Origin of the sequence: Stenotrophomonas terrae (assembly GCF_001431465.1) — a bacterium.
In the GTDB taxonomy this organism is placed as follows: Bacteria; Pseudomonadota; Gammaproteobacteria; order Xanthomonadales; family Xanthomonadaceae; genus Stenotrophomonas; species Stenotrophomonas terrae.
Genome location: NZ_LDJJ01000017.1, coordinates 49,801 through 63,825, shown reverse-complemented (window position 1 = coordinate 63,825; position 14,025 = coordinate 49,801). Strand labels below are relative to the sequence as shown.

Below are 14,025 nucleotides of genomic sequence, written 5' to 3'. Positions count from 1 at the left end.
CCTGAAATCAGCGGTTACAGCGAAAAAAAGCGCTGTTCTGGGAAACCCATCTTGGTTTTTTCATGACGAACAACTCTGTCCACACACATCCGGATACAGGTATCGGACCATTCGAAAAACCACAATCCAGAACGGAAAAAGCCCGCAGGCGTTGGCCTGCGGGCTTCTTGGTTTTCGTATGTACTGAAACTATCTTTCGACGTTTATGCCTGTTCAGCCGCACCATACTCTTGCGTTGCGGAACATCCGCAGCCACGGCGAGTCTTCGCCCCAACTGCTCGGTGCCCAGCTCAGGTTGACGCTGCGCGGGGTGCGTTCCGGGTGCGGCATCAGGATGGTGACGCGGCCATCGCTGCTGGTCAGGCCGGTGATGCCGTCAGGCGAGCCGTTCGGATTGAGCGGGTACTGGCTGGCCACGCGGCCGTCGCCATCGACGTAACGCAGCGCGACGCTGGCCGCTGCCTGGTCCACCGCGTTGTCGAACTCGGCACGGCCTTCGCCGTGTGCCACCGCCACCGGCAGGCGCGAACCGGCCATGCCACGCAACAGGATTGACGGCGACTCGACGATTTCCAGCAGCGCAGTGCGCGCTTCGAACTGCTCGCTGGCATTGCGCAGGAACTTGGGCCAGTGCTCGGCACCGGGGATGATGTCCTTGAGCTGGCTCATCATCTGGCAACCGTTGCACACGCCCAGCGCGAAGGTATCCGGGCGTGCGAAGAAGGCCGCAAAGGCCTCACGCAATGCCGGGCGTTCCAGGATGGAGGTTGCCCAGCCGCGGCCTGCACCGAGCACGTCGCCGTAGCTGAAGCCGCCACAGGCGGCGATGCCGCGGAAGTCGGACAACTGCACGCGGCCTTCGATCAGGTCGCTCATGTGCACGTCGTAGGCATCAAAGCCGACACGCTCGAAGATGTTGGCCATTTCAATCTGGCCGTTGACGCCCTGCTCGCGCAGGATCGCCACCTTCGGCCGCGCACCGGTCGCAATGAACGGTGCCGCCACGTCCTCGGCCGCGTCGAACGACAGCTTCGGCTTCAGCCCCGGGGCGTTGAAATTGCGGGCAATGGCGCGTTCCTGGTCGGCCGCATCCGGGTTGTCACGCAGCTTCTGCATGGCGTGGGTCACCGACCACCAGGCATCGAACAATTCTTCCCAGCGCCATTCCACCAGCGTGTCGCTGCCCAGCTGCACGCGCACGGTCGGTGCGGTGGTGGGGCGGGCGATGCGCTGTGCGCACTCGGTCAGGGCGTGGCGTTCGACCAGGTCGGCAAACGCGGCGCGGTCTTCCTTGGCGATCTGCACCACGGCGCCGAGTTCTTCGTTGAACAGGCTGCGGAACGGATCATCGCCCCAGGCATCGAGCACGATGTCCAGGCCCAGCCGCGAGGCGAAGGCCATTTCACACAGGGCGGCGAAGGCACCACCGTCGCTGCGGTCGTGGTAAGCCAGCAACAGGCCGGACTCGCGCGCATCGCAGATCAACTCGAAGAACGCACGCAGGCGCTGCGGGTCGTCCAGGTCGGGCACTTCACCGGCAAACGCCGGCAGCGCGCTGTGATCGGCCTGGGTCTGCGCCAGGATCGAGCCGCCCAGACGCTGCTTGCCAGCGCCCAGACCAATCAGCCACAACTCGCTTTCGGTTTCGCGGTCGAGCAGCGGGGTCAGCTGCTGGCGGGCATCGCTGACCGGCGCGAAAGCGGTGATCACCAGCGACACCGGCGAAACCGACTTTTCGGCCTGGCCATCGGCCTGCCACTGCGCCTGCATCGACAGCGAGTCCTTGCCCACCGGGATGCTGATATCCAGCTGCGGGCACAGTTCCATGCCCACGGCCTTGACCGCGTCGTACAGCCGCGCGTCTTCGCCGTTGTGGCCGCAGGCGGCCATCCAGTTGGCGGACAGCTTGACCGTATCCAGCGCGGTCACCGGTGCGGCACACAGGTTGGTGATGGCTTCACCCACCGCCATGCGTGCCGACGCGGCAGCGTTCAACAGTGCAAGCGGCGTGCGCTCGCCCAGCGACATCGCTTCGCCGGCATAGGTATCAAAGCCGGCCAGGGTGATGGCCACATCGGCCATCGGCAACTGCCAGGGGCCGATCATCTGCTCGCGCGCGGTCAGGCCGCCAACGCTGCGGTCACCGATGGTGACCAGGAAGCTCTTGGAGGCAACGGTCGGGTGCGCAAGCACACGCAGGCCCGCGTCGTGCAGATCGATACCGGCGGTCTTCAGCGACGGCCAGCGCGGTGCCGGCGGATGCACGGCATCGCGGTGCATCTTTGGCGCCTTGCCGAACAGCACGTCCATCGGCAGATCAATCGGGGCATCGGCCGGGGTATTGCCCGGGGTCGCGCCATAGGCGACGACCAGGTGTTCTTCGCTGGTGGCGACGCCAACGGCGGCAAACGGGCAGCGCTCGCGTGCGCAGATGGCGGCGAACTCGGCCAGCCGCTCCGGCGCCACGCCAAGCACATACCGTTCCTGCGACTCGTTGCACCACAGTTCCAGCGGCGACAGCGAGGGATCGTCGGTGGGCACCTTGCCCAGGTCGATCACACCGCCAACCTTGGAGTCGTGCAGCAGCTCGGGAATGGCGTTGGACAGGCCACCGGCGCCGACATCGTGGAAGAACTTGATCGGGTTGTTCGTGCCCATGGCCACGCAACGGTCGATCACTTCCTGGCAACGGCGTTCCATTTCCGGGTTGTCGCGCTGCACGCTGGCGAAGTCGAGGTCTTCGGCACTTTCACCCGAAGCCACCGACGAGGCCGCGCCACCGCCCAGGCCAATCAACATGGCCGGGCCGCCGAGCACGATCACCGCGTCGCCAGCCTGCAGCTGCAGCTTGTCGACCTGCACGCGATCAATCGCGCCCAGGCCGCCCGCCAACATGATCGGCTTGTCGTAGGCGCGGGTGATGCCGTCTTCCGGCAGTTCGAAGCTGCGGAAATAACCCAGCAGGTTGGGTCGGCCGAATTCGTTGTTGAATGCAGCGCCGCCGAGCGGGCCGTCCAGCATGATGTCCAGCGCCGGTGCCATGCGCGGGTTCAGCGCGCGCGGCGCTTCCCACGGCTGCGGCAGGGTCGGGATGCGCAGGTGCGAGACCGAGAAACCGGTCAGGCCAGCCTTGGGCTTGCCGCCACGGCCGGTAGCGCCTTCGTCGCGGATCTCACCACCAGCACCGGTCGCGGCGCCGGGGAACGGCGCGATCGCGGTCGGGTGGTTATGCGTTTCCACCTTGATCTGGAACGCGCTGGGCACCACCGCTTCGCTGCGGTACTTGCCGGTGGCCGGATCCGGGCGATAACGCGCGGCCGGTTCACCTTCAATCACCGCCGCATTGTCGCTGTACGCGCTGAGCGTGTGCTGCGGGGTCTGCTGGTGGGTGTTCTTGATCATCTTGAACAGCGAGCGGTCCTGCTCGTTGCCGTCGATGGTCCAGCTGGCATTGAATATCTTGTGCCGGCAATGTTCGGAATTGGCCTGCGCGAACATCATCAGTTCGACATCGGACGGGTCACGGCCGAGTTCGCTGTAGCGCTGGCGCAGGTAATCGATTTCGTCGTCGGCCAGGGCCAGGCCGAGGCGCTTGTTGGCGCCTTCCAGGTCATCCAGCGCAATCCGCTCCAGGGTGCCGCGGCCGACGTTGTTGAACAACGCCTGGGCCTGGCCAATGTCTTCCAGCAGCGACTGGGTCATCGGATCGTGCAGCAACTTGGCCAGCGCGGCCTGCTGGGCCGGATCGGACGGCCAGCCGCTCAGATCGATGCGGGTACCGCGTTCCACCCGCTGGATCGGCTGACCGGCACCGCGTACCAGCTCGGTGGCCTTGCTCGACCAGGGCGACAGCGTGCCCAGGCGTGGCACCACGAAGCGGGAAACCGCTCCCTCGGCGCGTTCGGCAGCCTGCGGCTGAGCCTGCAGGATGCGGCCCAGCGTGGTCTGGTCGACCGCACCGGCATCGGCAGCTTGGGTGAAATAGACGTGCCAGGCACCGGTAATGCGCAGATCGGCGGCAATGGACTGCAGGCGGGATTCAAGACGTTCGCGGCGGAACGGCGAAAGGGCAGCTGCGCCCTCGAGGACGATCATGTCCGGGAGACCATGGTGGGAATCGGCCCGCGATTGTACCGGACTCGGCCGCCCCAAGCCTCAGCACCCCGGCTACCGGAAGTCCTCAGCAATGACGCGGACCACACCGACAGCAGGCAGGGCGGGGCAAAAGCCGCAGCCGATTTTGACAACGTTATCCTCGTTCGGCCAGCAGCTGCCTGCCGGCACACGGGCTCCCATCCGGGCGTTTTCATCCTCCACAGCACCGTCTTCAGGCCTGACACCCGTTTGTCCGGCATGCCGAAGGCGTGCCCGGGGGCGCACCACATCCACCAGAAGGAGACCAACCATGACGGAACATTCCCTGCGCCATCGCCTGCCCCCATTCATCCGCCCTGCCCATCCCGGCGCGCATCTGCGCACGAGTCTGGTGCTGGCCTTGGCCATGGCCGCCGTACCCGCCGCCCAGGCCGCCGACTGCAGCGGGGTCAAACCCTGGCTGGGCACCACCATTTACCAGCCGGGCAGTACCTTGCAAAAGGACGGCGTGCTCTACCAGGTACGCCAGACCATCTGGAACGCCCCGCCCGACCACCCCGCCGGCCGGCGCTACTACGACAACCTGGGCCGCTGCGACGCCGGCCCGGCACCGGCCAACAAGCCACCGCAGGTTCGCCTGGCCTCACCCACCGCCGGCAGCAACTTCACCGCCGGCACCCCGATCACCGTCACCGCCGAGGCCAGCGACAGTGATGGCAGCGTGCGCAAGGTGGAGTTCTTCCGCAATGCGCTGTCCCTAGGCAGCGTCAGCCGCGCCCCCTACAGCCTTAGCTGGCGCGGGCCGACAGCGGGCAACTACATCCTGACGGCAGTCGCCACCGACGACCGCAATGCCAGTACCACCTCGGCGACGGTCAATGTCGTGGTCACCGCCGCCGACAAGGACACCACCGCGCCCTCCGTCCCCAACGGGCTGGCCGTCACTTCGCGCACCCCCAACAGCATCTCCCTGCAGTGGAATGCCGCCAGCGACAACCCCGGCGGCAGTGGCATAGCCGCATATACGCTGTACCGCGACGGCCGGCAGATCGCCTCGCTCGGCACAACTGGCTATATCGATGCGGGCTTGAGCGCGGCCACCGCCTACCGCTATGCAGTAAGCGCGCGCGACAAGGCGGGCAATGCCTCGGCGATCAGCACCGCCATCAGCGCCACCACCCTGGCCGAGGACACTGGCGGCGTTGACCCCGGCAATCCAAATCCCGATCCAAATCCTGGCAATCCGGGCGGCCCTGGCAATCCCGGTGATCCCGGCACGCCGGCCGCACCCGGCAAGCGGGTCATCGGCTATTTCACCCAATGGGGCATCTATGGCCGCAATTACCGGGTCAAGAACATCGACAGCAGCGGCTCGGCTGCCCAGCTGACCCACATCAACTACGCCTTCGGCAACGTCCGCAACAACCGCTGCGAGGTCGGTATCACCCAGGCCGCCGACCCGGCCAGTGGCGCCGGTGGCGATGCCTATGCCGATTACACCCGTAGCTTTGGCGGCAGCGAGAGCGTCAGCGGTGTTGCCGACCGATGGAACCAGCCCCTGCGCGGCAACTGGAACCAGCTCAAGCAGCTCAAGGCCAAGCACCCACAGCTGAAGACGCTGATCTCGCTGGGCGGCTGGACCTGGTCGCGCGGCTTTGCCAGCGCCGCGCGCCCCGAGAACCGCCAGGCCTTTGTCGCCTCCTGCATTGATGCGTATATCACGGGCAACCTGCCGTTCACCGACAACGCCGGTGGCAAGGGCGTCGCCGCAGGCGTGTTCGATGGCATCGACATTGACTGGGAATACCCGGCCGCCTGTGGCCTGAGCTGTGGCACCCCGGCCGACCGCGACAACTTCACCGCGCTGCTGGCCGAGTTCCGCCGCCAGTTGGATGCGGTGCGTCCCGGGCTGCTGCTGACCGTGGCGGTCGGTGCCGGCATCGACAAGATCCGCCCGACCGACCCGGCGGCCTACCACCGCTACCTGGATTTCATCAATGTGATGACCTATGACTTCCATGGCGCCTGGGCCGGCACCACCAACCACCACACCGCCCTGTTCCACTCACCGGCCGATCCGTCCCGCGGTGACGCCGCCCTGTACAACAGCAACGACGCCATCGAGACCTACCTGCAGCGCGGCGTGCCAGCTGCCAAGTTGAACCTGGGCGTGGGCTTCTACGGCCGTGGCTGGACCAATGTGGCCGCGACCAACAACGGCCTGTACCAGAGCGGGCGGCCGGCAAACGGCAGGTTCGAGGCCGGCATCGAGGACTGGAAAGTGCTCAAGAACCTCGGCTGGCCGGTGTATACCGACCCGGCCGCACAGGCCACCTGGCTGTACAACGGCAGCACGTTCTGGAGCGTCGATACCCCGGAAATGCTGGGCCGCAAGATGGCCTACGTCAAAGCGCAGGGCCTGGGCGGCGCCTTCTTCTGGGAGTTCAGCGGCGATGACGCCCAGGGCACCCTGGTCAACAGCATCGGCAAGGGCCTGAAATAAGCCTCAGCCAAAACTAAAACGCCCCTCTCGTTGCCGGGAGGGGCGTTGCCTGTTCATGCCTTGGCCTGCTGCAGCGCTATCAGCGGCTGCCGCTGCCTTCCAAACGGTCCAGCGCAGCCTTGAGCTGGGCCGGCGGCAGGTAGCCACCCAGCTGGGTGCCATCGGCGGCAAAAATCGCCGGCGTGCCATTGATACCCAACTGCTGGCCCAGGTTGTACTGCATGGCCACCGGGTTGGTGCAGTTCTTTGCCGGAACCGGCTGGCCGGTCTTGGCCGCGGTCAGTGCGGCCTTGCGGTCGCTTGCGCACCAGACCGAGATCATGTCGGTGGCGTCCTTGCTGGCCAGGCCCATGCGCGGGAACGCCAGGTATTCCACCGCAATGCCGTTGCGGTTCAGCTCGGCAATGTCCTGGTGCAGCTTGCGGCAGTAGCCGCACTCGATGTCCGTGAACACGCTGATGGTGTGCTTGGCATTGGGCGGCGCAAACACGATGCGGTCCGAATGCGGCAGGGTTTCCAGCAGACCGCGACGGTAGGCCAGCAGGCCCGGGCTGGTGGCCTGGGTCTTGTTGGCGATGTCATACGGCGTGGTCTGCAGCAGGTAGCGGCCGTCGTCGGTGACGTACAGCACCTGCCCGGACACGATCACCTCGCGGAAACCGGCGAACGGTGCCGCGCCGATGTAATCGGGCTTGAAATTCGGATCGAGTTCCTTGAGCGCATCGCGCACGCGCTTCTCGACCGCCGCATCGGTGGCCGGGGCGGCAGCTGCGGTGGCGGTTTTGGAGGCTGCGGGCTGTTGTGCACAGGCAGTAAGGCTCAGCGCTCCCAACAGCGCGGCAATGGCAAATCGGAACATGGCGACCCATCGAAAGAGAACGGGGAGATTCTCGCACACCCGCCGTGCACAGCTCCGCAACCGGCAGCTCACCGGCGGCGCGGGTTGCGTAAGAGCGCAGGCCTGTAGGAGCGGCGTCAGCCGCGAAGCAACTGAACCCGAAGCCAGTCTGTAGTGCCGAGCCACGCTCGGCAGAGGCTTTCCCGGTAGTGCCCCAGCCGAACATGGCTCGGCTCTACAGGGCATTTCAGGCTTTACGTGCTTCGCGGCTTACGCCGCTCCTACAAAAACACACGGCGGCCTGCAACGCAGCCTCAGCCGCGCGGGTGGTGCTTGCGGTGCAGCTTCTGCAGGTGTTCGCGAGCCACCAGGGTATATATCTGGGTGGTGGACAGGGAGCTGTGGCCGAGCAGCATCTGCAGCGCGCGCAGATCGGCGCCGTGATTGAGCAGATGGGTGGCAAAACTGTGGCGCAGGCCGTGCGGGCTGATCTTGCCGGGATCGATGCCGGCCACCGCCGCACTGGTCTTCACCAGCGCCCAGAACTGCTGGCGACTGAGCGGGGTACGGTCCACATCGACAAACAAAGGCACCTGCCCGCTCGGGGTCGCCGCGACCGGCTTGCCACCGGCAAGCTGTGGCCGTGCGGTGGCCAGGTAGCGCTCCAACCAGTACTGCGATTCTTCGCCCAACGGCACCAGCCGCTCCTTGCTGCCCTTGCCGGTCACCCGCAGCACGCCCTGACGCAGATTGACCGCATTGGCCGGCAGATTGACCAGTTCGCTGACCCGCAGGCCGGCCGCATACATCAGTTCCAACATGGCGCGGTCACGCAGGCCGACCGGTGTCTCCACATCCGGCGCCGCCAGCAAGGCCTCGATCTGGCTCTCAGCCAGCGCCTTGGGCAAGGAGCGCGGCAGCTTGGGCGATTCCAGCAGCGCAGCGGGGTCTTCGCTGCGTTCGCCGCGCTTGAGCGCCTGGCCGAAGAAGGCCCGCAGCACCGACAGCAGACGCGCGTTGCTGCGCGCGGTCCAACCGTGCCGGGTACGCCAGGCCAGGTAATCGAACAGGCCGGCGCGATCGATCCCGGCCAGGCCGTCATTGGTGCCATCGCGCCAGCGCGACAGGCCTTCCAGGTCACGCCGATAGCTGTCCAGCGAGGCCCGGGCCAGGCCGTGCTCGGCCCAGATCGCATCCAGGAAACGTTGGATCAGGCGCTCATCGGCAGCGCGCAGGGGCGGCAACTGCTGTACCAGCTGGCGGCGTTCGGCGGGAGTAAGTGCGGCAGACATCGGCGCAAGGATAAGCGCTGCGCCCGCGCCTGCCCATGCACGCCGACAGCCACAAATCGTATGCTCGGCGCATGAGCACACCTGCCCTCGCCCAGACGCCCCGTCCTTCCGCGTTGTTGCTGCGCCGCCTGGCCGCGCTGTTCTATGACCTGTGGCCGGTACTGGCCTTGTGGATGCTGGTCTCGGCACTGTTCACCGTCGGCTACGCGCTGGCCGGACACGCCAGCCGCGAGAACATCCACCCGTTCAGTGCCCTGCAGTGGCTGCTGTGGCTGAGCTGCTGGCTGATTGCCGGGCTCTACGCCACCGAAAGCTGGAAGCGTGGCGGGCAGACCCTGGGCATGCGGCCATGGCGCTTGCGCCTGCAGACCATGGACGGGCAGTCGCCAAGCCGGGCGCTGCTGTGGAAACGCTATGCGCTGGGCAGCCTGTCGCTGCTATTGGCAGGGCTGGGATTCTTCTGGGCACTGGTCGACCGCGAACGCCTGACCCTGCACGACCGCCTGAGCGGCACCCGCCTGCAAAAACTGTAGTGCCGAGCCATGCTCGGCAGGGGCATTACCAATATTGCCGCCTGTAGTGCCGAGCCATGCTCGGCAGAGGCCTTACCGATATTGCCAATGTAGTGCCGAGCCATGCTCGGCAGGGGCCTTCCACGCAGCCTATGTAGGAGCGGCGTAAGCCGCGAAGCTGGAGATCCCTACGATGGCAGGGATGCCGGTGATTTCATTGTCACCGGCTTCGCGGCTTACGCCGCTCCTACAACAACCTTGCTATCAGCCGACCCGCCGTCGTGACAGCCAGGCGGAGATGCCCAGCATCATGATCGGCGGCAATGCGTAGGCAATGCGGTAATCAAATTTCAGCGCACCGGCCATGCGCCCGAAGAACATCTGCAGCAGCAGGAAGCCCAGCGCGAACAGCATGCCCAGGAACAGGCGCTTGCCCATGCCACCGCTGCGCAGCGAGCCAAAGGCGAACGGCACCGCCGCCAGACACAGTGCCAGCACGTTCAGCGGGTAGAACCAGCGCCCCCAATAGGTGTCTTCGTAGTCGCGCGCGTCCAGGCCATTGCGCTTGCGGTAGTCGATGCTGGTTTTCAGCTCGCCGGCACTGAGGTTGCGTGGCTTGGCCAGGCCGGAAGCCAGCGCTGCCGCATCCAGCTTGGAGGCCCACTTCTCGGTGGGCAGCTCCTGGCGGCTGACCGAACGCTCGCCGAAGGTGTCGCGACGCACCGTTTCCAGCACCCAGCCCTGATGGTCGTGGCGCGCGGTCTTGGCGTAGGTCAGGCTCAACAGACGCCCGTCTTCACCCAACTGGTACAGGCGCACGTCATGCAGCAGCAGGATCGCCTGCCCATCAGCGCTGACCTGCTCTTCGCCGGTCTGCGCATTGAGGAAAATATCGCCTTCGCGCGCCCACAGGCCCGAATAGCGGGCCGTGGCCATATCGGTGTTGTAGCGGGCACTGGTCTTGAGCGCATCGGCGCGGTTCTGCGCCCAGGGCGACAGAGTCTCGCCGTTGACCACCATCAGCACGGTCAGCAGCGACAAAGAAATCGCCACAGAGACGGCTATACGTCGACGCGACAGGCCAACCGCACGCAATGCGGTCAGCTCCGAGGTGGCCGCCAACTGGCCCAGGCCCATCAGCGCACCGATCACCGCCGCCATCGGGAACACGGTGTAAGCACGGCGCGGCAAGGTATAGGCCAGCCAGGCCAAGGCGTGGCCGAAGCTGTAATGCCCCTGGCCGATTTTCCCGGCCTCGCCGGACAAGGCCATGATCGCGTCCAGGCCCAGCAACACCATCCACACCACCAGCACCGTGAGCAGCACGGTACGGCCTACGTAGATATCGTGAATCCGCGGCAGCAGCCTCATGCCTTGGCTCCCACGCGGCGGCGGCCCAGGCGCCCATCACGGAAATACAGCCACAACGCCAGGATCAGCAGGGGCAAGGTCAACCACCACATGCCCGCCTCCACCGGCAGTTTGCCTGCTGCCAACCACTGTTTGCCGAGAATGCTCAGGCTCACGCCCAGCGTATAAGCGAGGAAGGCCATCATGATGCGGCCGTAGCGCTGCTGGCGCGGTGCGCTGCGGGCAAGCGGCAGGGTCAGCAGGGCAAAGGCCAGGGCCAGCAGCGGCGGGGTCAGCCGCCAATGCAGCTCAGCCTTGGCCTCGGACCGTGCATCCCCCAGCAACTGACGGGTGGGCAGCATTTCCGGATCATTCTGGTCGCGCACTTCGTCACGGTCCGGCAGGGCGACTTCATTGCGCGCATAGCGCATCAGCCGGTAGTCCAGGGCGCCGTTTTCCGGGCCTTCGACCCGATAACCGTCTTCCAGCCGGAGGTAGCGCTGGCGCTCGCCTTCAAAGAACATCGCGCCGCTGTTGGCCGATACCACGTCGATACGCCCTTCCTTCTGCCGCTGCATGAACACCTTGCCCATCTTGGTGCCGTCGCCCGCCAATGAAGACAGGTAGACCACGCCACCACCGGACAGCGGCGTGAACTGGCCCGGCTCCAGCCCGGCCACCACCATGCTGCGACTGGCTTCCTGCAGCATCCGCTCGGCGTTGCGGTCGGCCCAGGGGCCCAGCCACAGCGAACAGGCCGCGACCAGCGCCACGACCGGCACGGTCAGCAGCAGGATCGGCTTGAGCAGGCGCTTGGGGCCGACACCGACACCGGTGAGCACCGCCATTTCCGAATCGCGGTACAGCCGCGCGATCGACAGCGCCAGCCCCAGCATCAGGGCCAGCGGCAGGATGATGGGCAGGTAGACGATGAACTGCAGGCCCAGCTGGGACAGCATCAGCCCGGCAGGGATGCGCCCATCGGCGATGCGGCCGAGGATGTCGACCAGCACACCGCCCATGCTGACTACCAGAAGTACGGTCAAAGTGGCCAGAAAGCTCTGGAGGAAGTCACTCAGCAGGTAGCGGTCAAGCTTCGCCATAGGGTCGGTGGTTTAAACTCTCGGTTTAGTCCGCAGAACGCCCGGCCTCGATGGCCCCGCGTATACAGCCTGCGATTGTACGGATTTGGCAACGGAATCTGATCAATGTCTCTGGAATTCACCCTGAACCACGCCGCCCCCGCCTCTGCCGAGGTGGATTGCGTCATTGTTGGCGCCTTCTCTGACAAGTCGCTGTCACCGGCCGCAAAGGCCCTGGATACGGCCTCTGACGGCCGTTTGGCGGCGCTGATTGAGCGCGGCGACGTCGGCGGCAAGACCGGCAACACCACCTTGCTTCACGATCTGGCCGGCGTCAGCGCCGCGCGCGTGCTGGTGGTTGGCCTGGGCGACCCGGCCAAATTTGGCGTGGTGCAGTACCTGAAGGCCGCCGGCGACGCCGCCCGCGCCCTGAAGAGTGGCAACACCCGCAGCGCGCTGTTCACCCTGAACGAACTGGACGTCAGCGGCCGCGACAGCGCCTGGAAGGTGCGTCAGGCGGTGATCACCGCCAACCACGCCAGCTACCGCTACACCGCCACCCTGGGCAAGAAGAAGCCCGAAGCCCCGGGTCTGGAGTCGCTGGCCATCGCCAGCAGCGACGAAACCGCGCTGCTGCAGGGCCAGGCCATCGCCGCCGGCGTGGAATACGCCCGCGAACTGGGCAACCTGCCGCCGAACTACTGCACCCCGGCCTATCTGGCTGAATCCTCGGTCAAGTTCGCTGCCGAGCACGATGGCGCCGAAGCCGAGATCCTGGACGAGGCGCAGATGGAAGCGCTGGGCATGGGCTCGCTGCTGGCCGTGGCCCGTGGCTCGGCCAACCGCCCCAAGCTGGTCGTGCTGAAGTGGAACAACGGCGGTGAGGCCAAGCCCTACGTGCTGGTCGGCAAGGGCATCACCTTCGATACCGGCGGCGTCAACCTGAAGACCCAGGGCGGCATCGAGGAAATGAAGTACGACATGTGCGGTGGCGCCAACGTCATCGGCACCTTCGTCGCCACGGTCAAGGCCAAGCTGCCGCTGAACCTGGTGGTGGTGGTGCCGGCGGTGGAAAACGCCATCGACGGCAATGCCTACCGTCCGTCGGACGTGATCACCTCGATGTCGGGCAAGACCATCGAAGTGGGCAATACCGACGCCGAAGGGCGTTTGATCCTGTGCGATGCGCTGACCTATGCGCAGCGCTTCGAGCCGGCCGCACTGATCGACGTTGCCACGCTGACCGGCGCCTGCATGGTGGCCCTGGGCCACCAGACCGCCGGACTGATGAGCAAGCACGACGACCTGGCCAACGAGCTGACCGCCGCCGGCGAGAACGTGTTCGACCGCGCCTGGCGTCTGCCGCTGTGGGACGAGTACCAGGGCATGCTGGATTCGAGCTTTGCCGACGTCTACAACATCGGCGGCCGCTGGGCCGGCGCCATCACCGCTGGCTGCTTCCTGTCGCGCTTCACCGAAGGCCAGCGCTGGGCGCACCTGGATATCGCCGGCGTTGCCAGCGATGAAGGCAAGCGCGGCATGGCCACCGGTCGCCCGGTCGGCCTGCTGACCCAGTGGTTGCTGGATCGCGTTGCCTGAACAAAGCCGGGCTCGAAAGCAGGGCCAGCGTCGGGGCTTACCCGGCGCAGGCCCCTGCTGACCCTGCTGTTTCACCCTCTTCCCTCCACTTCCTAGTGACCTGATGCGCGCCGACTTCTACCTGATCGCCAAGCCGCGTTTTCTCACCGAACCGTTGAAGCTGGTGTGCGAGCTCGCACGCAAGGCCAACGACGGCGGTCTGTACACGCTGGTGCTGGCCCGCGACCAGGCCCAGGCCGAGGAACTGGACGAGCTGCTGTGGTCGTTCGACCCGGACGCCTATATCCCGCACCAGATCATCGGTGAGGACGTGGACGAGGAAGAAGCCATCGTGCTGATCGCCGCGCCCGGCGCCGAAGCACCGGAGCGGCCACTGGTCATCAACCTGCGCAATGAGCCCTACCTGGGCAGCTGCGACCGTGTACTGGAAGTGGTGCCGGCCGATCCGGAAGCCCGCGAACCGCTGCGTGAGCGCTGGCGCCAGTACAAGGCCGCCGACTACACGCTCAACAAATACGACATGTAAGGGATTAGACGCATGCGCCTGCTGATTGCCATCCTGCTGCCGTGGCTGGCCTTTTTCACCATCGGTCGTCCGATTTCCGGCATTGTCTGTCTCATCCTGCAGATCACCTTGATTGGCTGGCTGCCCGCAGCCATCTGGGCTGCCTATGCCGTCAGCCAGTACCACACCGACAAAAAGATCCAGCGCGCACTCGGCCGCTGATCCCCCTCCCGCTTTTACCGGTTCCCC

At 65.9% G+C, this 14,025-nt stretch carries 10 protein-coding genes; 5 read left to right on the top strand and 5 right to left on the bottom strand.

The features are described from left to right. Positions 1 to 213 precede the first annotated feature (213 nt). Positions 214 to 4,095 carry a phosphoribosylformylglycinamidine synthase gene (gene purL, locus ABB27_RS05995; RefSeq protein ID WP_057627329.1) on the bottom strand — a complete coding sequence of 1,294 codons (3,882 nt, stop codon included), beginning with the start codon at positions 4,093 to 4,095 and terminating at the stop codon, positions 214 to 216. Positions 4,096 to 4,501: 406 nt separating this feature from the next. On the opposite strand from purL, the gene ABB27_RS20450 reads away from it, so the two are divergent. Beyond that, complete coding sequence (locus ABB27_RS20450; protein WP_057627537.1) at positions 4,502 to 6,598, top strand: glycosyl hydrolase family 18 protein; 2,097 nt, start codon at positions 4,502 to 4,504, stop codon at positions 6,596 to 6,598. A gap of 79 nt (positions 6,599 to 6,677) precedes the next feature. On the opposite strand, the gene ABB27_RS05985 is transcribed toward ABB27_RS20450, so the two are convergent. Next, on the bottom strand, positions 6,678 to 7,457 hold the full coding sequence (locus ABB27_RS05985) for a DsbC family protein (protein ID WP_057627328.1): 780 nt from the start codon (positions 7,455 to 7,457) through the stop codon (positions 6,678 to 6,680). Positions 7,458 to 7,750: 293 nt separating this feature from the next. After that, positions 7,751 to 8,728 carry a site-specific tyrosine recombinase XerD gene (gene xerD / locus ABB27_RS05980; RefSeq protein WP_057627327.1) on the bottom strand — a complete coding sequence of 326 codons (978 nt, stop codon included), beginning with the start codon at positions 8,726 to 8,728 and terminating at the stop codon, positions 7,751 to 7,753. 71 nt (positions 8,729 to 8,799) lie between these two features. Here xerD and ABB27_RS05975 point away from each other — a divergent pair, with 71 nt between their 5' ends. Then, complete coding sequence (locus ABB27_RS05975) at positions 8,800 to 9,261, top strand: RDD family protein (protein WP_057627326.1); 462 nt, start codon at positions 8,800 to 8,802, stop codon at positions 9,259 to 9,261. Positions 9,262 to 9,504: 243 nt separating this feature from the next. Here ABB27_RS05975 and lptG read toward each other — a convergent pair whose 3' ends face one another. Both lptG and lptF read right to left on the bottom strand, forming a co-directional pair. Continuing rightward, a complete protein-coding gene (gene lptG / locus ABB27_RS05970) occupies positions 9,505 to 10,611 on the bottom strand; it encodes an LPS export ABC transporter permease LptG (RefSeq protein WP_057627325.1) in 1,107 nt (368 codons plus the stop codon). Beyond that, positions 10,608 to 11,693, bottom strand: coding sequence for an LPS export ABC transporter permease LptF (gene lptF / locus ABB27_RS05965; protein WP_057627324.1), 1,086 nt, complete (start codon positions 11,691 to 11,693; stop codon positions 10,608 to 10,610). The genes lptG and lptF overlap by 4 nt, the downstream gene beginning before the upstream one ends. A gap of 105 nt (positions 11,694 to 11,798) precedes the next feature. Between lptF and ABB27_RS05960 the strand changes: the two genes are divergently transcribed. From ABB27_RS05960 to ABB27_RS05950, 3 genes are all read left to right on the top strand, one after another. Beyond that, the gene (locus ABB27_RS05960) at positions 11,799 to 13,271 is read left to right on the top strand and encodes a leucyl aminopeptidase (RefSeq protein ID WP_057627323.1); all 1,473 of its coding nucleotides are present in this window, start codon (positions 11,799 to 11,801) and stop codon (positions 13,269 to 13,271) included. 100 nt (positions 13,272 to 13,371) lie between these two features. Next, positions 13,372 to 13,797: a DNA polymerase III subunit chi gene (locus ABB27_RS05955; RefSeq protein WP_057627322.1), complete on the top strand. Its 426-nt coding sequence runs from the start codon at positions 13,372 to 13,374 to the stop codon at positions 13,795 to 13,797. 12 nt (positions 13,798 to 13,809) lie between these two features. Beyond that, positions 13,810 to 13,998: a YqaE/Pmp3 family membrane protein gene (locus ABB27_RS05950; protein ID WP_057627321.1), complete on the top strand. Its 189-nt coding sequence runs from the start codon at positions 13,810 to 13,812 to the stop codon at positions 13,996 to 13,998. The last annotated feature ends 27 nt before the right edge of the window (positions 13,999 to 14,025 follow it).

Coding starts and splice junctions, on each gene's coding strand:
- lptG (WP_057627325.1), bottom strand. CDS start 10,611: ATGAGGCTGCTGCCGCGGATTCACGATATCTACGTAGGCCGTACCGTG.
- ABB27_RS05950 (WP_057627321.1), top strand. CDS start 13,810: ATGCGCCTGCTGATTGCCATCCTGCTGCCGTGGCTGGCCTTTTTCACC.
- ABB27_RS05960 (WP_057627323.1), top strand. CDS start 11,799: ATGTCTCTGGAATTCACCCTGAACCACGCCGCCCCCGCCTCTGCCGAG.
- ABB27_RS05985 (WP_057627328.1), bottom strand. CDS start 7,457: ATGTTCCGATTTGCCATTGCCGCGCTGTTGGGAGCGCTGAGCCTTACT.
- purL (WP_057627329.1), bottom strand. CDS start 4,095: ATGATCGTCCTCGAGGGCGCAGCTGCCCTTTCGCCGTTCCGCCGCGAA.
- lptF (WP_057627324.1), bottom strand. CDS start 11,693: ATGGCGAAGCTTGACCGCTACCTGCTGAGTGACTTCCTCCAGAGCTTT.
- ABB27_RS20450 (WP_057627537.1), top strand. CDS start 4,502: ATGGCCGCCGTACCCGCCGCCCAGGCCGCCGACTGCAGCGGGGTCAAA.
- ABB27_RS05975 (WP_057627326.1), top strand. CDS start 8,800: ATGAGCACACCTGCCCTCGCCCAGACGCCCCGTCCTTCCGCGTTGTTG.
- xerD (WP_057627327.1), bottom strand. CDS start 8,728: ATGTCTGCCGCACTTACTCCCGCCGAACGCCGCCAGCTGGTACAGCAG.